The organism is Roseivirga misakiensis (assembly GCF_001747105.1).
Lineage (GTDB): Bacteria > Bacteroidota > Bacteroidia > Cytophagales > Cyclobacteriaceae > Roseivirga > Roseivirga misakiensis.
In genome coordinates this window covers 315607-334223 of record NZ_MDGQ01000005.1, presented here as the reverse complement: position 1 = coordinate 334223, position 18617 = coordinate 315607, and the positions used below count along the sequence as shown (strand labels likewise).

The following is an 18617-nucleotide window of genomic DNA, read 5'->3' as shown; positions in this document are numbered from 1 at the left end:
TGCAAAAAATGGGGATTTTAGTAACGTTGTTAGACAATCTTAATTGGTATGCATAAAGCATCGAACCAGATCATTTTTTGGATATTGATATTCGTGTTCTTGAACTTAGTTTTTGGATCTAAGTGGGGAGACTACAGTAACTCTTTTTATTATACATCAATGCTGATGCCTGTGGCGTTGGCAACTTCCTATTTTTTCAACCTATTCCTTGTTCCCAAATATTTATCGAAAGGGCAACATTTTAAATTTGGCTTATATACTGTTTACACAATAATTGTATCAGTATTCCTGTCGGCAGTTGTCTCCATCATATCGTTCATAATTTTAGCCGACCTGAATTGGAATGACATGAACCCCGTTGTGGCTGACTTATTTCAGTTGGGGATAATAATCTATTTTGTGGCGATCCTTTTTTCATTTATCCATGTTTACAGCTCAGATAAAAAGAATCGTACCGAATTACATATTCTGGAGGCCGATAATGAGAAAAATCTTCAGAAGACCATAAGTGTTAGGTCCAACCGAAAGACTATCTCAATTAATATTTCAGAGATCATTTATATAGAAAGTCTAGCAGACTATGTTAAGGTTCATACGGAAAATGAGGTCGTTGTTACCAAAGAGAAAATCAGTAATCTAGCATATACGCTTCCCAACTGGTTTGTAAGGATTCACAGATCATTTCTGATCGATCAAAACAGACTCAATTCGTACGGACACGACTATGTAGAAGTAAATTCCACTAAACTACCTTTGGGAAGAAAATACAAGAAAGAAGCCCTTTCAAAATTTCAAGCGCGAAACGTTGGTTAGTATGACACTAAAAACGATCCTCTTTTCTGGAAAGGCTTCCCGTCAACTGTGGTGGCCATAACTTGATAGAAATAGCGCCCAGCTGGCACTAATCGCTTCCGTTTATTAAATCCATGCCATTCGTTTTTCCCAGCATGCACAACTTTTCCATAACGATCTACAATGACCAATTTGACCTTTTTTACGTGCTTCAACTTGGCTTTAAATACTCCCTGAGAAGAACATGGCCAGAAGACTCCAGGTACACCAAAAAAGATTTTACGCTTCACTAAAATTTTCTTGCGAATCTCCTTCGTGCAGCCAGAAGCATTTTCAACTTTCAGCGTAATCCAATGAATTCCAGTTCTTTTGAAAGTAAAGTCGACAGTAGGACCTGATATTTTTTCCTTTTTATTAAAAGTCCAATCCCAAGAAACGATTCCTTCATCGTTAATTGTTTGAAAGGTCACAGGACTACCAATATTTAATGATTGCCTGTCAAAGGAAATCTTGGTTTTAATCTTATCAGAAACACTGACCAGAATTTCATTAGGGTGGATGACCGTGCAGCCTGAAGCGGTATTTAAGATTTCTATCCTAAACACCGAATCTGAAATTAATTTAGGAGTTCGGAAGACTAGGTCTTCGCCATTACCCTCTTTTGATTTGAGAACCTCATTATTGTCATTCAACAATCTATAAGTGACACCTAAAGTAGAATTCGGGATTTCTATTTTGGACTTTCGATTATAACAGACTTGATCGGCATATACGATCTCGTTATTCACCGCAGCGGATAATAACTCGTCTCCAGCAACGACCGATACCTCGCCAACCAATTGCCTTAGATCGTTTCCATCGCCAATATCACTCAGCGCGTAAATGAATAAAGTGGTGTCTGAAACTATTGGAAAAGTAGCTAGTTCTAACAACCCACTTTCAGCTTGCATCACGTCACTCTGGTATGAACCATCGGCATTTTGCAGCTGATATTCTAGCAAATCAGAACCTCCATCTACAATGATCACTGCAGACTGACCAGGACAAGCACTGACAGTAGTCTTCTCTAACTCATGAAGCCTATATTTCGCAAACCACAAATCGGTTTTACTCCCGCCGAAATTTGGGGTAGATAAATAACTCCCAAGCCCAGACTGTGTTCCGCCACTTAGGTAAATATCTCCGTTCAGTTCATCTACATAGGGAATATTAAGTTCCCCCTCAGAGCCATTACCAGCAAAGTCCGCTTGCCAAGTCAACACACCATCTGCCGTAAGGCCAAAAAACCAAATATCTAATGACTCATTTAAATTTGAACTCAGCTTGTCGCCCGAAATATTCGAATTAGAGAACCCACCGACTATAAAAGAGCCATCGGAAAGTGCATAAGTCGCTTGTCCCCAATCATACCCAGCTCCTCCGATCGTCTTTTCCCAAATCAGATTTCCAAGATTATCCGTTTTAACTATCCAGACATCATCCAGACCGTTACTATTCTCAGTTTTATCACCGCTTGCATTTGAATTACTCTGTCCTGAAAAGATATAACCTCCATCATCAGTTTTGGCCATGGATCGAATAGCGTCTAATCCACTGCCACCATATAAATTTTCCCATTGTACTTCACCAGCAGCATTGGTCGAAAATGCCCAAAAATCAAAACTTCCATTATTAGTAATCGCTAAATCGGTAGATGCCGAGTACGCTCCTACCACTACTCCCCCAACTTCATTTGGGAGTAGTTTATCCACTGATTCGAAACCACTACCACCATAAGTTCTTTCCCAGATCACATCGCCAGAGCTGGCGTTTAGTTTAGCCAAATACAAGTCCAAAGAGCCTTTTGGCTCAATGCCGCTAAGATTTGTCGATTGTGTATAGCCCCCAATTACAATTTGTCCATCATTGGTTTCTACCATGTCATAGGCCCAGTCAGCACCATTTCCTCCTAGCCTAACTTGCCAAAGGATACTTCGATCTGCCGCACTAATCTTCACTACCAGAATATCGTCCTTTCCGCGACCAGAAGAAGTAATATCTCCAGATATCCCAGATCGCGTTCTTCCAGCAAGCACATAGTTACCATCGGCCGTCTGAACGGCGCCTGCATGCAAACCTTCTTCATTGGTTCCGCCAAAACTAAAATCCCATTGAAAATTACCCTGGGCATCGGTTTTGACTACCCACCAATCATCATTTCCAACGTTTGGAGACGTCTTGGTGCCACTAATTCCTGATAAAGAACTTGATGTAATTAGGAAGCCATTATCTGCAGTTCTAATGGAGTTGATATCGGTATCTCTGAGACTGCCACCATACCTATTATCCCATATTTTGATCGGTTTTTGGGTTTGTGCTACGCTGAAAAGCGAAAAAAATAGCACAAAGGAAGCCGAAATGGCTTTTTGAGCAAGCTTGTTCATAGTACGTTGTTTTGGTTCTGATAAGAAGTGGTGAATCTTCTTTGTTATTAATTATAACCCTTTGATTATAAAGACCCTAACAAAGTCTCAGATAAAATCATGTTCTGTTCAAGTCCGTACAATACCAGTTCATAAACGTTCAAAAGAATTTTTGAAGAATTAATAAAATAGCGCTCCAGGCCGTAAAATAGCCCTTTACAACTTGTGGCACTACCATTGGAAGACGATAATCGGATAGAAAATAATAAACATGCTAAAAAGCTACCTCCTCATTTCACTCCGAAACATTCGGAGTAATAAAGGGTCGTCGGTGCTGAATATTCTTTGCCTTACCTTAGGTATGGCTACTTGCTTGTTCATATTTAATTATGTAAGGTTTGAATACAGCTACGATAATTTTAATGAAAAAGCACGTGAGATTCACCGCGTCGAAACAGACACTTATTTCAGGCAGGAGGTTATTAAGACTAATGCTTTTACTAAATATGGGGTGGGCCAAAGTCTTGAAAACTCACATCCTGAAATAGAAAACAGCGCCCGACTGATCCCCTTTTCAGAGAACAGTTCTGCCTTTCTTTTAACAAAAGATTTAGAAGGTAGAAAGCGAACCACATTTTTGGAAAAAGCCTACTATTCGGAATCCTCTTTTTTCGATATTTTTTCCGTCGACTGGGTGGAAAAGAAGGCAAATGAAGAAATGCTTAGCGAGAATGGACTGGTCGTATCAACTACCACTGCACAAAGTCTTTTTCCAAAATTGATTCAGAACGGGCAATCCATTCTCGGAAAAAAAGTCAACATTCGAATTTCGAGTCAAAATGAAGAGACATGGATTATTCAAGGGGTGTTCAAGCCTCTTCCTAAAAACTCTCACCTAACCTTCGGTGCGTTATTCTCTCTTTCAGCAAAAGACTTTTTATTGAATTCTGCCAGTCAAGAAAACACTTATACCTACGCCCTTGTCAATAATGACTATGATCGAAAATTGTTCAAGGAAAAACTAATCGATCGCGATCTCCTGTCTGAGTTTTCATATAAAGAACTGGACTTTTTATCATTCAGGCCCTTACGAGACATCCACACGTCAACCAACGTTTCTAATGACCCGGGACAAAGCGCAAAACCTACTTTTATTCTGTTCTTGATCGTGATGGGGTCAATTATCCTAATTCTTGCTGCTACAAATTATATCAACAGCTCGATCATTAATTCTATTGAAAGGTCGAAAGAGGTCGGTATTAGAAAATTGTTAGGGGTAAGACCAGTTCAACTCATTTTTAACATTTTAGTGGAGTCTGGATTTATCAATTTAATTTCTGGGCTTTTGGCGCTGGGCGTCTTCCTTTTTGGTGTCAGATCCGTCGATCTTTTTACCTCCATCGACTATCCTAATGTCTTGAATACCCATGTTATGCTCGCAAGCGTATTGTCGCTCATTGTCATCATCATTATTGCTGCATTACTCTCAGGCTACTTTCCAGCCCGTCTTTTAATCAGTCTTAAGCCGATTGAAGCCATGAGAGGAAAAAATCAAGTAGTCAATTCAAAACAGTCATCCAAAGGTTCGGGAATTATGCGGGTGCTACTCGTTTTTCAAATTACGACGAGTATCATTTTCGTTTCGGGCCTTTACATTGTTCAAAAACAGCTGAATTATGTCAAAGACAAGGAAAACAAAAGCTTTAGGATGAACCTTACAGCAAAATTTCCTGGACTGACTGGGGCAAATGATGATTACGCTAGACAGATTCAAGGTTTCATAAGCAATTTGATCAAAGACGATAAAATTGAATCGGCCGATATTTCAAATCTCTACAACGGGCAAATAAAAATGCGTCAGACGATTAAACCGCTTTATCAAGTTGGCGGTGACACCACTGCATTAGTTGATAAATTCGATCTCTACGTTATCGATCATCAGTATTTCGACGGTGCGAATGATCAGTTCCTATCAGGTCAAAATTTTGACCGAAGGTTCGGCTATGACTATAATGGGACAATCGTAAATGAATCTGCACTAAAAGCTATGCGGTTTACCAATCCGGATTCGGCCATTAACAAAATGGTCAGGCCATATAACGGTCCGTTGAAGATTCAAGGAGTTATAAAAAATGACTCAATCAACGATATTCCTAAAATCTATGTCACCGGCCTGCGTTATCCGACATATTTTGACCTTACCATTCTGGCAAGAGGGAATTCCGCTGAAAAGCTAAATTCATCTCTCAGAGCCGCACAAAACAATCTAAACCGACAACTCAGCGGTATTTATTTCCTCACAAGAAAATATGATGAGCAACTCGTCATGGAGAAGAATCTGGTTAAAATATTCTTCGCTTTTACCCTGATGGCGGTACTCATTGCCTCTTTAGGCATCTTTGGTTTATCCTCTTTTACCGCATTAAAAAGAGCGAAGGAAATAAGCATCAGAAAAATACTGGGTGCGGACATCAGCCAAATCCTCTATTTACTAGTCTATGACTTTCTAAGACTTATGTTTATTGGTAGTGCCATCGCCATTCCTATGGTCATTTATGCTGCTCGAGAATGGCTTGAGAGCTATGCTTTCAGGATTAATTTGCATATAGGCCTTACTCTTTTACCCGTATTCGGCATGTGTCTGCTTTCAGTCGGCATCATCGTGAAACAATCATGGGGCACGAGTATCCAAAGTCCATTACAGTCTTTAAGGGGTAGTTAAAACAAGCATTCATCTATAGAAACCCGCTAATAGGATGTATTAAATACACGTTGGTAGAAAAAGCAAAACTCGCATCTCTATTTTGATGAAATTCAATAGAAATTACTTGATATGAATAAGCTCAATATCTTTTTCGGGGCAATACTTTTCATTGGTACAATTGCCAATGAAACCTTCGCCCAAACTACCTTAAAACCTATACCATTTGATAAGTCTGCCCTTTCTGGTATCGGATTAAAAAAAGTTGAATTGAAGGATGAACCCGAAAGAGAATTTTATCAGAAGAGATTAATTCGGGGAAAAGACCTTTCAGTCTACATCGTCTCCAGCCAGTCTTGGACCACCAGAATGAATGACTTTTCGATAGACGAAGTCGTGTATATGTTGAATGGAAAAGCCAACATAAAACCAGATCAGGGCAGTAGTAATACTTTTCAATCAAACGAATTCTTTTTTATCCCAAAAGGCTATACTGGTGCTTGGCAAATAGATTCTTCTGAAAGTTTACACTATGAATTGTCCATCATCACTACCGATAGATCGGCATCCAAGAACGAGCAATTAACTGTTCCGCAACTTTACTCAAAAGATGACCTTTCGGGCATTAACATTAAGCTCAACGACTCTGGTAGCTATGAGAAAACTTTGACAACAGGTGCCGAATTAACGATCAAACTCAAAGCGCAAAAACCGATTCAAAAAGACTTAAAAGACCCCGCGAAAGAAATGATAATTCATGTACTTTCAGGCCAACTCACCATCGGTGACAGTAGCGGTGGCGAGCAAGTTTTCTACACTGGCGACTTCTTTATGATTCCAGCCGGATTCACCGGTCAATGGAAAAGTGACGGACACGGTTTGGTCAAATATCTGACTATCGAGAAAACTAATACTTAGTCGTTTCTAAGGGCTCCGGCTAGCGTATCATGATGCTCTAAAAGCAATGACCTTAGATAACTTCCGATTGTAAAGACACTTTCGAAACCAGCCTTTTTTGCGGCAACATTTTCCTTTTCTATTGGGATATCAGCGCTTTCAGCGAAGTGTTTAATGTCTCTGTAGAAGCCTAAAGTGAAGATATCGACTTCTCCACCAAAGATTTTAGTGAAAATGAGGTTAGTATCTCTTCCTATTTCAGTCAAATAGACATTTTCCATCTCCCTTTGCCTCAAAAGCTCCTCTTGCTTTCCTGCTAGGGCTTGAAACATTTCTACATGGTAGTAATCAAATTCGGAAAACCTTGCATTAAACTCCTTCAAAGATGGTCCTTCAACGATTGACTCTTCTTGCCATGAAACCATATTATAGTAAGGCCTTCCATAACCTTGATCTAGCGTAGCGGAATTATCTCGTCGTTTTTCCATTTCAGTGGTGGAAAAGTGCTTGCTTAGGTCTTGAATAGGGTACATTAATAGCAAATCCCAATGATCGCCTTGTGAGTGACGCATTAAGTAGGGCTTTTCAATTCCAGCACGCTCATAATTCTTTAAATCTGCCTTTATCACATCGATCAAATCCAATAACTTACCTGGTGTGGCACGCATAGTGATCACTTTGTAATAGACATCATTGGCTTGTTGTGCCTGACAATTAGTGAAGAGAGCGGTGATAAGAATCACAAAAAAGTACCTTTTCATAATGCGTTGTTTTTAATCAGTGTTGGGTATTCTTCAAGAAAGTTAAAGATAGTTTGGTAAATGAAGTCTAATTCGTTGTTTGAGATAATATAAGGCGGTATCAGGTAGATAACGTTACCCAGCGGCCTGATCAAAATTCCTTTCTCAATAAAATATGGATAGAGATGATGCCTTGCCTCATTAAAATAAGAGGTATCCCGATCGGTATTTAATTCAAAAGCGATAATCGTTCCAAGCACTCTGGTATTTCTAACCAAAGGGTGTTCGGCTATCTTTTTCCCAAAGGTCGTGTGCCTATCATTAAGTCTAGCTCTATTGGCAGTGCATTCATCCGTTAAGAGTAAATCTAACGAAGCATTAGCCACAGCACATGTTATTGGGTTGGCGGTAAAGGAATGTCCATGAAAAAAAGTCTTCATCAAATCACTGGACTGGTAGGCGTCCTGAATCTTCTGTGTACAGGTGGTTACGCCCATAGCCAAAGCTCCTCCCGTCAAACCTTTAGAAAGGCACATAATGTCGGGATTGGTTTCCAAGGCATCGGCTGCAAAGAGTTCACCAGTCCTGCCAAAACCTGTCATAACCTCGTCGGCAATGCATATAACTCCTTCAGCCTGTGCCAGGCTAATCATCCGATCGAGGAGTTTTTTATCATAAACGCGCATTCCTGATGCTCCTTGGGCAATAGGCTCATAAATGAAAGCGGCAACATCGTTTGTTGCTATTATTTCCTGAAAATGTTGCCACACTTGCTCATCATTTTCACCATTCGGAAAATCGACAAAGTCTACTTCGAACAAGTAAGGATCAAAAGGGGAAGTAAATGGACCTCTTTCGCCAACAGACATCGCCCCAAATGTATCTCCATGATATGCGCCATCTATGGCGATAATCTTTCTCTTCTCGACACCTTGGTTATGAAAGAACTGAAAAGCCATTTTCATGGCTACTTCTACAGCTGTACTTCCATTGTCCGAATAGAAAATCTTAGCTTGATTTTCTGGAAGTATTTGAAGAAGTCTTTCGGCTAGTCGAATAGCTGGTTCGTGGGTAAAACCTGCGAAAATCACATGTTCTAGTCGAGATGCTTGAGTAGCGATCGCTTGGGCTAAATGCGGATGGCTATGCCCATGAATATTGACCCACCAAGAAGAAATAGCATCAATTATCGTTTTGCCATCATCGGTATATAGATTAACCCCTTCTGCTCTTTCAACCATCAGCGGCTTCTCCATTCCTCTTAATGGAGTAAATGGGTGCCAAATAGCTAATTCATCTCTTTTTATCCAATCAGTCATACCAATTCAGTAATAATTCGTCTGCCCAGTATTCAATCACCCCTTTGTTAATCAAACCTAATTTAGGTAGTCGAAGAAGCACTTTGTATCCCGAATGTTTTTCTATGATTCGCTCACTTTCTGGATTCGAATCACCGTTAAAAATGATCCCTTTTACCGGAATATTGTTCCGTTGTAGGTAATCAATGCTCAGAAGGGTATGATTGATGCTTCCTAAATAGAGATTAGCGACTAGGATGACGGGGGCCTTTAGTGCGACGGCGATGTCTATGACAAAGTCTTCATCGTTCAGTGGCACAAGAATTCCTCCGGCACCTTCTATCACCAGATCGTTGCTAGTTTCTGGAAGCACAAAATCGTCTAATTGAATATGCAGGTGTTCAAATTTAGCTGCGGCATGTGGTGAGGCAGGTAATTTGAGCAAGTGGGTTTCGGGATGAAAGGTTGTAATACTATTCTTCACCAAACTGCTGACAGTTTCAGTATCCGTTGGAATACCTGCCTGAACTGGCTTCCAATAATCTGCTTTCAATGCCTCGGTCAGAATTGCCGACACTAGTGATTTTCCGCTATCGGTTCCAATAGCTGTTACGAAAAACGTCATGCTTTAAATTAAGCTTGCAAGTTAAGAGACAAAAGGAAATCGACGCCTTCCTGCAGTCATCAATTTGCTTTTAAGTTCTTCGAACCGGATAGGTTTTGTCAGGTAGTCATCCATGCCTAAATCTAATGCCTTATCAATGTCATCTTGGAACGCATTGGCGGAGAATCCTATGATGTATGGCGATGGATTTAAATTCTTTTCCCTAATGGCTTTGGTGGCTTCGTAACCATCCATTTCTGGCATTGAAATATCGAGCAGAATTACGTCATAAACCGTATCCTCTACTTCAGATACTACTTCTAAGCCTGTGGACACAATTTTTGGTGTAAATCCTAGTCGTTCTAAAAAAATGGCTGTTAGCCTTCTATTCACCACATTATCTTCTGCAAACAAGACTTTGAGAGGATAGTCATCACTTATTTTTCGGCTTTCTGGTAGTGCTGGAATGTTCTCCATTAAGGACAGCGTTTTCGTTTTCTCCATTTCTGTCACCAGTTTAGCCTTTGTTGTAAAACAGAATTCCGACCCAATACCTACTTCACTTTTCACCGATATTTTTCCATGAAGCAACTTCACCAAACGTTTTACAATAGCCAAACCAAGTCCTGTACCACCAAATTTTCTAGAGTGAGAAGAGTCTGCCTGCGTAAACTCCTTGAATAGACTCCCTAATTTTTTCTTTGGAATACCAATACCTGTATCCTTTACATGAAAAGCGAGGGTAGCATGTTTGTTGGTAGTGCTTTCTAAGGTAACGTTGATAAAAACGCTGCCACGTTCAGTAAATTTAACGGCATTTGAGAGTAAATTAAGGATGATTTGCCTCAATCTGCCTCGATCTGTTTTAATAAAGTCTGGAACGTCTGCCGCAATATTTTTATTGACAACTAAATCCTTTTTCTGGGCCTCAAAAGCGATAAGAGCGATAGAATCATCGATGACTTTATCTAGCGAGAAAACGCTTTCTTCAAACGATAGTTTACCTGATTCAATTTTCGAGTAGTCTAGGATGTCGTTAATAATCCGAAGGAGCGTATCACCGCTGGCTTGAATAGTCTCGACAAATTCAAGTTGGTCTTCTGTTAAATCAGTATCCGCTAAAAGGCTCGTCATACCGATGACTCCATTCATTGGTGTCCTAATTTCATGACTCATGGTGGCCAAGAAGTTACTCTTAGCCTTGGTGGCATTTTCGGCTGCAGTTTTAGCTTTTCGGAGCTCGATTTCTAGATTTTTTTGCGCGGAAATATCTCTCGCCATGACGAATACCCTTTGTTCGTCAAGTTTTATAAACCTGCCCTCATAAGTAGATTCTTTTCCGGGCTTACCAAACTGATATTCCAAAGTTTGCATTTGCCCGGTCTTAAAGGCATTCGCTATGGCATCAGAAAAAATCGTTCCTAACGGGTCTGGAATTACTTCAGAAATCTTCTTGCCTAAAAATTCATCGGGCTTAAACCAAAGCTCATCTTCTTCCTGTATCTGATAATCAATATATCTCGTTTCTCGGTCCATTGTGAACATCGCGTCCGGTATAGCGTCGAGAATTATTGCTTGTTGTAACTCGCTTTGTTTTAACTCTAATTCAGCCTTGTATATACTGGTTACATTCCTTGCCACGCAGGTCACATAATCAATCTCTCCTTTGTTATTAGTAAAAGGGAATTCAAATATCTCCAGCATATTAGTTTGCTTGTTTTTATCGAAAACCTCGATAAAATAAGGTGACTTGAGCGTTGAGATGTTACGAAACCTATCCTTGACATGACCAGCGATCTTCTCATTGATCTTATTTGGCGTGACGATATCTCTGAAATGCATTTCGCCATCGCTTTGCGCGTATCCAAGCGTTCTTTCCACATTACTTGATACATAAGTGATGACACCCTCTCTATTATAGCGAAATACGAAGTCTGACGAATGCTCCATTAAAAGATCAAAAGTATCTGTAATGGATTCATTGCGCATTTTTACAATGATCAGCTTATCTTCTAAGCCCTTTGCTTTTCTTCTAAATTGAATCAAGTAGAAGGTAACAATGGTCAGTAAAAGAACGGCTACTATTAAGAAATAGAAATACACAGACATTTATCTAGACTCGATATTAAAGCAAATTAACCATATAATATTACTTATTAACTATAGCAGTATAACTAGCATTAATAATCTGTGGCCTTTTTGAGTGATAGCGCCATTGCACTAAATCGGGTAATTGCATCGGCCAGAAACTCTTCGTTGAGAATATCATCAATTTCATCTTCCATAAAATCAAATTCGCTGACTTTGAATGTTTGCTCAAAAGGCCCTTTTTCCAGCTTAATGATGTATTTACCGTTCCAGCTGAATACCGTAATCTTACATGGCTTGCCTTCTATTTCTTTGACTATTCTCATCTGATGATGTAAAATTTTGACAAAGATAAACTTTCTACCAAATCCTCCATCTGTCACAAAGTTTTCCCTGTTTTTTGAAGAATCCAGAAATAAAATTATTGTTGCAGTCCAACATGTTCAACCTCAGACTAATCACTACGTTTTTATTGTGTTTGTGCTGTGCGACTAGCTTCGCCCAACAACGGAAGCAGGTGCGAATTAAAAAAGCGACTGACCCGATCATACTAGATGGGTTAATGACAGAGTCTACCTGGCAAGTCGCCGATATCGCCAAAGACTATCAACAAAACTTTCCAAGCGATAGCATAAGCGCCAATGCACTCACGGAAATGCGTTTTACGTATGATGACAAATACATCTACATAGGAGCAAAGATGTATAATACAGGGGCAAACGACTATGTAACTCCTTCTTTAAGAAGGGATTTTCGGGGCGGCGGTAACGATATGTTTGTCGTGCATTTTGACACTTTCGATGATAAAACAAATGCTTTTCAATTTGGCATAAATCCATTTGGCGTACGCCGTGAAGGGCTAGTTTCTAATGGTGGTGGAAACCGTGGTGATTTATCGCTAGACTGGGAGAATAAATGGCGTGGTGAAGCCACCCAGCATGATGGGTATTGGATGGTTGAAATGGCTATTCCATTCAAGAGCATCCGATTTAAAGAAGGTGGATCGATTTGGAATATCAATTCTTACCGGATTGATAGCAATACCGGGGAGCGGTCTACCTGGAATCCAATACCAAGAAACTTTGTACTCTATTCTTTAGCGCATACTGGCCAGTTAATCTGGGATAAACCATTGAAAAATCCGGGGGCTAATATTGCCGTTATTCCTTATTTATCGGCAAACATGAATGCCAATGGTGGTTATACACCTACCGGTGAAACCGATGTTCTTCCTCGGTCATCGGATGCAGCTGGGGATTATGGATTCGATGCAAAAATTGGTGTTGGTCCCGCATTAAATCTTGACTTAACTGTTAATCCAGATTTCTCTCAGGTTGAGGTCGATCGGCAAGTGACTAATTTGGATAGGTTCGAAATATTCTTCCCTGAAAGGCGGCAATTCTTTCTTGAAAACGCTGATTTATTCGGCCAATTCGGCGCTGATGGTCTAAGGCCTTTCTTTTCGCGTCGCATTGGTGTTTCTAGAGATGAGTCTACAGGAACAAATATTCAAAACAAGATAAATTTCGGAGCGCGATTGAGTGGAAAACTTAATAACAACTGGCGTATTGGAGTTTTGAATATGCAGGCCGCCGAAGAGTCAGATATTAACCTCCCTAAACTGAACTACACTGTGGCCGCTCTGCAGCGTAAAGTATTTAGCCGATCAAACATCGGTCTGATTTTCATTAACAAACAGGACTTGAACAATGAAAATGGCTCGGCTTTTAATCAATACAACCGGGTTTTAGGGGTTGACTACAACTTAGCCTCAGCAGATAATGTCTGGAACGGTAAAATTTTCTACCATCAATCATTCGATAAAACTGATTTGGATGACGCTTATGCTACGGCGGCCAGCTTAAGTTACTCCACGATTGATTGGCGGATAGAGGCGCTCGCCCAGCAGGTTGGCAATAACTATAACCCTGAAGTCGGTTTCGCAAGACGGAGTGGCTACAATAGAGGTAGTTTAAGTATTACCAAGAATTTCTATCCTGAAAAAGGTGCTTTTCAGCAATTAAACCCATTTGTATCAGTAGATTTTTTTGAAAATGATCTCAATGGAACAACAGATTCTGAGTACCGAATCGGTTTAAGAAGTCAACTACAGAACACTGGAAGAATTAATGCGAGTCTTGTCAGAAATTTCATTTATCTGTTTTCTGATTTCGATCCAACACGAGAAGGGAACCTAGAACTTCCGGAGGGCAACGACTATACTTTTACCAATTTCGAGGCCGATTACAACTCAGATACGCGTAAAAAGCTTTATTACACTATAAGAACTAGTTATGGCGAGTATTTTAATGGTGATCGGTTTAGTCTTGGAGGCGCCTTAAACTACCGTTTCCAACCTTATGGATTAATTAGCCTCAACTATAATTACAACAACATTAGGTTGCCAGAGCCATATGGTGATGCAGACATCATACTCTTTGGCCCAAGATTCGACATTACTTTCTCCAAATCTCTTTTCTGGACAACCTTTATTCAGTACAACAGCCAGATTGATAATCTGAACATTAATTCCAGGCTACAATGGAGGTTCAAGCCAGTGTCAGATATTTTTATAGCTTACACTGATAATTACTTCCCGAACGACTTTATCAATAAAAATCGTGCGCTCGTCATTAAGCTTACTTATTGGCTAAACCTTTAACGGTTGATGGCGAAAGTATGACTCATTTCTGCACTGAGCGATCCTGCCACCGAGCAATATTTTGTGGCTGCTAAATGACCTAGTTTTTCAAACTCTTCTTGTTTGGCATCTGGAGAATCTAAAACGAAATGTAGTCTAATATGAGTAAATCCTCTTGGATGATCATCTCTCCTATCACCTTCAGCTTCAACGGTTAAACCATTCACCGTACGCTTTCGCTTTTTCAGCATTTGTACCAGATCTACAGAAGCACAACCGGCTAAGGCAGACAATAATAGTTCAGTTGGAGATTGTGCTTTTTTCTCTTCTGGAGCGCGCATGTCAATCTGTACCTTATTACCATTTTCATTAACGGCTTCGAATTCGTAATCTCCTAAAAACGTGGTTGTTGTCTTCATATTGTCTGAAATTGTATGGCTTGCAAATTTAATCTAATTAAACAGCTAACTGTACAATAAGAAAATAAGTTTCACGGTTTTAGGGGGAACTCAAAACCTAAGAAAATGCAACAATCAAAACTTTATTCCTTCATTTTATTGCTGTCTATCATGTTCACATTGTCATGTGGAAGTGACGACGGCGAAAACCTCAATCTTTCTGTTACCATTGAGGATCAGTTTGTAAACCTACCATCGAATGTCTCGGTTTTCTTTAGAGTAGAAGATGCCGCTGGAAATGGTGTAGCGGGCCTAACAGAAGATGACTTTTCTATCTACGAAAACGGAGCAATCATTTCTGAATTTGAAGCGACTCGTAAAATTCAACCTAACGAACAGGTCTTTGACTATCACATCACCCTTATGCTAGATTTAAGTGGAAGTGTACTTGGTAGCGAGAATTTGGAGGCGCTCAAAACTGCAGCCAAAAGCTTCATTGATGAAGTTGTACCGTCTGATGATAAGACTAATGCGCAAGCTATAAAAATGGATATATGGTGGTTTGATGGATCAGAAAATATCAAACAACTACAAGCGGTATCGACCAGTGCCACAGAACTTAAAGCTTCGATTGATGACATTTCGCCAGCAATGAGCTCCGATAACTCTACAAACTTATATGGTGCGGTAATCCAAGGCATAGAAGTGGCGACTCAAAAGTTAACCCAAACTCGAAACCTTGATGAAATCGCCTCAAGTGCCGTTGTGATTTTCACAGATGGTACAGATCAAGCCAACCGAAACACTAAGGGACAAGCACTATCTTCAGTAACCAATGCGGATCGGGACTTATCTATCTACACGATCGGTTTAGGGGGTGAAATTGATGAGCAAGTACTCCGCGAAATTGGCAAAACCAGCTTTGTTTCTGCGGCAAATATTGGTGAGCTCCTAGATAGTTTCAGGGAAATCGGAGACTTGATTAATGGAAGGGCCAATAGCTATTATCTACTGGAATATTGCTCGCCGAAAAGATCAGGTAACAATCAGTTGACCATTGAGGTGAATAAAGGCGCTCTTGTGGGTAGAGCCAATTCACTTTTCGATGCCTCAGACTTTAATGGAAGCTGCACCTTAGAGTAAGGCGGAAATCTTTTTAGCAGGGAGCCATTTGTAATCAATGACTTCATTGACAGAAAAGGCTCCCAAAAATTCAGCTGTTTTAAAGAAGTTAGTTTTAAAACCTATACAATTGACCCATTCTATGGGCCACTTTTCTCTTTGAATTAGGGTACAGTAAATTGACGAATTATCTACGGCATATGCCCTATCTATTGCACCAATTGAGGTTTTTAACCACTCTTTTTGTAGAGGAGTCTTTTCATTTAGGTTGTAGTGTAAAAACTTCTTGTTTTGCCATAGATCAAAGCCGTAAACATCGTGTATTTCTGCGTTTGAAAGCTTATAGTGGCTCAATAGATTTCCAAAAACGGAAATAAGCGGCTTATTGGTGAAGGACTTTAGAAAATAAATGCCCTTGGCTTTACCTGAATTCAGGTTTGTATCGTCAACCAGAAGCCTAAATGCAACATGTTGATATTCAAAAGAGAGCCATTTAGGGAAAAATGAAGGCCTCATTTGTTTGAGTTTTACATTCACCATAGAGATGACTGCGCGACCATTAAAGTCCAACACTTTAATCTCCTTAGGAACTAGTGGCAAAACTTCATCCATAGCTACACTAAAATTCACCAGCTTAACATCGTTTAATGTCCCGCTATAGGTAATGGGGATCTTTTTTAGAAATTTCATTTGAACCTAAATTGAAATAAGTAAATAAGTAGAGTCGCCGAAATTTGGAGCACAAGAAACCAGCTAAAAGTCCACCATTGGGTTAACCTCATTACTCTAACTCTGCGAGTGTGCATGCGTAGCATTACTGCACTACTTATCGCTATACTCATCAACGGCATCCATTTTACAGCCTCAATATGAAGGAAGAGTGAAATAATAATTGATGGAATTAACACCATAACCCCGACTACCATAATTAAACATAGATGTCGACTATAATCTAGATATGTTTGTCGATCCAGCATGACTAGGGTTAACCCTAATTGAATAACCCAACCAATGCCTACTAAAAAGAGAGTCTTTAAGGCAAAATCCATAGATTCTCCTTCAAAAATCGGTGCGACTGACCACCCAAATAAGTAACTGATAATGGAGGAAAAAACTATGCTTAAAATGAGCCAACTTCGGTATGTTTCAGCTTTAAAAGGAGGCTCACAAGCACATTTTATAACGCTGCTATCAGGAAAAAGGAAGTATCGGTTGTATGAAATTGTATGATAAAGGGATTCCAAAACCTTAAACAGTTTTCCTGTGGTTTTAAGCTTTGCTAAAGCAGGCGTCTTTTCAGCAAAGACACTAATAATCCCCTCCAAACCATACTTAGTTTCTCTGGTCTTCTCATCAACTAGAGCCATTTCATATCTGAACCTTGCACTATTTATGATTCTCTTCAAGTCGTCTTTTAAGTGATGATAATCGAGAAACTTTTTTTCAGGAAACCACCCCATTGAAACGAGTAGTCGCTTGGATCTAAGACATAACCCACAATTCCCATCGTAGATGATCCATTTATCTTTTAAAATCTCCATGTTAATGAAATTTAAAATCACCCCGGCTATTTGAATCCGCCGGGGATCAATGACTTAGGCCAAACGATTTTTAGCGCGTTTTCTTAACTCAAAGAATATGAAGAGATTAAGAAAATGCATACCTCCAAGGATAAGGATTATAGACCCGACACTTCTACTCAGTTCTTTAAAGACTTGAACAGTATTCGCAACAGCACCCATACTTTCGAGTGTGTAGACAGCGTAACCGATATTTATCAAGTAGAATCCAACAACTAATAACCTATTGACACTCGATGCCAATTCTTCCTGGCCTCCAAAAATCTCGACAAGAAATACTTGCCCATTTTTAAAAAGCGTGTGTGCGACCCACATTGTAAGTCCAATAGTGAGCATTAAATAAGCGGTGTAAGCTAAAACAGTATAATTCATAATATTAGGGTTTAGAGTTGATCAATATTGGGAGTGTCAGCGTTTGACACTCTCCATTTGTAAATTCTTTTGACCAGAGCGAATTGATATCCAGCGATGAGCCAAGGAATGACCAGCAACCAAATCTGTAGTAAGTCTTTGTCCTCCGATGCTCGAAAAATGATGATCATTACCGAAAAATAAACCACGTTCATAATCCAATAACTCCGCCAATCGTGTGAAAACCGTGATGGTAAATCTTTAAGTGAATAGTCTATTGCCGTTATCAATTGAATAATCCCGATAGAAATGAGAAATGGGATCGTGGCGAATAACCATGCAAAATCTCCTATCCATAGTGCATTGATGAGGATCAGTATGATCAAGGTTAAGACTATGTAATGCCAAGTAAAATATGCTTCAGTGTTTTTCATAGTTTTCTTATTTTCAATATTTTTTGAAAGTTCTAAGGCAAATTTTTTTACCTCATCATTTTCATAAGCACCTGAAAGAACCAGTTCTTATCTGACCTACTAAACTTATCAAGTGCACCGTCTACTTGCTTGGTGAACTCGCCAAGATCCTTCGTAACAGTTTTAAAGTGTTCAATGTCACGCTCATCTCCCTCATTAACTCCCTGTATCTCATTCAAAACGCGCATTACTGGTTCTATTTCTCTTCTGCGCCTCTCTCGTGATACTTGTCTTGCTAGTTCCAAAATATCCTTTCCTGCCGTAAAATACTCTTTACGTTCACCAGGTTTGTACACCTTCGTAACAATGCCCCAATCAATCAAGCCTCTGATATTCATGTTCGCATTACCCCTTGATATCTTCAATTCTTCCATAATTTCCTCCGTAGAAAGAGAATCTTCTGAAATCAACAACAAAGCGTGTATTTGTCCCATCGCCTTGTTAATACCCCAAGCAGAACCCAGTGTACCCCAAGATTGAATGAATTTCGCCTTGCCTTCTTCGTAATGCATGGATCAAATGTAGCATAC

Annotated in this window: 17 protein-coding genes; 5 read left to right on the top strand and 12 right to left on the bottom strand. The window is 39.7% G+C overall.

The window, feature by feature from the left end; all coding sequences use genetic code 11:
- Positions 1–48: 48 nt before the first annotated feature.
- Positions 49–813 (top strand): LytR/AlgR family response regulator transcription factor, encoded by a 765-nt coding sequence (locus BFP71_RS09200; RefSeq protein WP_069835195.1) that lies wholly within the window; start codon positions 49–51, stop codon positions 811–813.
- Here the strand turns inward: BFP71_RS09200 and BFP71_RS09195 are convergent.
- Positions 810–3215: a PKD domain-containing protein gene (locus BFP71_RS09195; protein ID WP_069835194.1), complete on the bottom strand. Its 2406-nt coding sequence runs from the start codon at positions 3213–3215 to the stop codon at positions 810–812. The genes BFP71_RS09200 and BFP71_RS09195 overlap by 4 nt on opposite strands.
- A gap of 250 nt (positions 3216–3465) precedes the next feature.
- On the opposite strand from BFP71_RS09195, the gene BFP71_RS09190 reads away from it, so the two are divergent.
- Both BFP71_RS09190 and BFP71_RS09185 read left to right on the top strand, forming a co-directional pair.
- Positions 3466–5916 (top strand): ABC transporter permease, encoded by a 2451-nt coding sequence (locus BFP71_RS09190; RefSeq protein ID WP_088124956.1) that lies wholly within the window; start codon positions 3466–3468, stop codon positions 5914–5916.
- 111 nt (positions 5917–6027) lie between these two features.
- Positions 6028–6813: a cupin domain-containing protein gene (locus BFP71_RS09185; RefSeq protein WP_069835192.1), complete on the top strand. Its 786-nt coding sequence runs from the start codon at positions 6028–6030 to the stop codon at positions 6811–6813.
- Here BFP71_RS09185 and BFP71_RS09180 read toward each other — a convergent pair.
- The 5 genes from BFP71_RS09180 to BFP71_RS09160 form a co-directional block, all read right to left on the bottom strand.
- On the bottom strand, positions 6810–7553 hold the full coding sequence (locus tag BFP71_RS09180) for a hypothetical protein (RefSeq protein ID WP_069835191.1): 744 nt from the start codon (positions 7551–7553) through the stop codon (positions 6810–6812). The two genes, BFP71_RS09185 and BFP71_RS09180, sit on opposite strands and share 4 nt — an antisense overlap.
- Positions 7550–8851 (bottom strand): adenosylmethionine--8-amino-7-oxononanoate transaminase, encoded by a 1302-nt coding sequence (gene bioA, locus BFP71_RS09175; RefSeq protein WP_069835190.1) that lies wholly within the window; start codon positions 8849–8851, stop codon positions 7550–7552. The genes BFP71_RS09180 and bioA overlap by 4 nt, the downstream gene beginning before the upstream one ends.
- Complete coding sequence (gene bioD / locus BFP71_RS09170; RefSeq protein ID WP_069835189.1) at positions 8844–9455, bottom strand: dethiobiotin synthase; 612 nt, start codon at positions 9453–9455, stop codon at positions 8844–8846. The genes bioA and bioD overlap by 8 nt, the downstream gene beginning before the upstream one ends.
- A 21-nt stretch (positions 9456–9476) precedes the next feature.
- On the bottom strand, positions 9477–11543 hold the full coding sequence (locus BFP71_RS09165) for an ATP-binding protein (RefSeq protein ID WP_069835188.1): 2067 nt from the start codon (positions 11541–11543) through the stop codon (positions 9477–9479).
- Between the two features lie 71 nt (positions 11544–11614).
- Entirely contained in the window at positions 11615–11848 is a 234-nt protein-coding gene (locus tag BFP71_RS09160) for a hypothetical protein (protein WP_069837015.1), read from the bottom strand.
- Between the two features lie 191 nt (positions 11849–12039).
- Here BFP71_RS09160 and BFP71_RS09155 point away from each other — a divergent pair, with 191 nt between their 5' ends.
- Entirely contained in the window at positions 12040–14184 is a 2145-nt protein-coding gene (locus BFP71_RS09155; protein ID WP_222843475.1) for a DUF5916 domain-containing protein, read from the top strand.
- Here the strand turns inward: BFP71_RS09155 and BFP71_RS09150 are convergent.
- A complete protein-coding gene (locus tag BFP71_RS09150; RefSeq protein WP_069835186.1) occupies positions 14181–14582 on the bottom strand; it encodes an OsmC family protein in 402 nt (133 codons plus the stop codon). The two genes, BFP71_RS09155 and BFP71_RS09150, sit on opposite strands and share 4 nt — an antisense overlap.
- Positions 14583–14687: 105 nt before the next feature.
- Between BFP71_RS09150 and BFP71_RS09145 the strand changes: the two genes are divergently transcribed.
- Positions 14688–15704: a VWA domain-containing protein gene (locus BFP71_RS09145; RefSeq protein WP_069835185.1), complete on the top strand. Its 1017-nt coding sequence runs from the start codon at positions 14688–14690 to the stop codon at positions 15702–15704.
- On the opposite strand, the gene BFP71_RS09140 is transcribed toward BFP71_RS09145, so the two are convergent.
- From BFP71_RS09140 to BFP71_RS09120, 5 genes are read right to left on the bottom strand one after another with little or no spacing between them, the layout of a single operon-like run.
- Complete coding sequence (locus BFP71_RS09140) at positions 15696–16373, bottom strand: DUF2071 domain-containing protein (protein WP_069835184.1); 678 nt, start codon at positions 16371–16373, stop codon at positions 15696–15698. The genes BFP71_RS09145 and BFP71_RS09140 overlap by 9 nt on opposite strands.
- A complete protein-coding gene (locus tag BFP71_RS09135) occupies positions 16370–17224 on the bottom strand; it encodes a DCC1-like thiol-disulfide oxidoreductase family protein (RefSeq protein WP_069835183.1) in 855 nt (284 codons plus the stop codon). Before BFP71_RS09135 ends, BFP71_RS09140 begins: the two co-directional genes overlap by 4 nt.
- A 54-nt stretch (positions 17225–17278) precedes the next feature.
- The gene (locus tag BFP71_RS09130) at positions 17279–17635 is read right to left on the bottom strand and encodes a hypothetical protein (protein WP_069835182.1); all 357 of its coding nucleotides are present in this window, start codon (positions 17633–17635) and stop codon (positions 17279–17281) included.
- 11 nt (positions 17636–17646) lie between these two features.
- The gene (locus BFP71_RS09125; RefSeq protein WP_069835181.1) at positions 17647–18048 is read right to left on the bottom strand and encodes a hypothetical protein; all 402 of its coding nucleotides are present in this window, start codon (positions 18046–18048) and stop codon (positions 17647–17649) included.
- A 47-nt stretch (positions 18049–18095) separates the two neighbouring features.
- On the bottom strand, positions 18096–18599 hold the full coding sequence (locus BFP71_RS09120; protein ID WP_069835180.1) for a GbsR/MarR family transcriptional regulator: 504 nt from the start codon (positions 18597–18599) through the stop codon (positions 18096–18098).
- Positions 18600–18617: the final 18 nt, after the last annotated feature.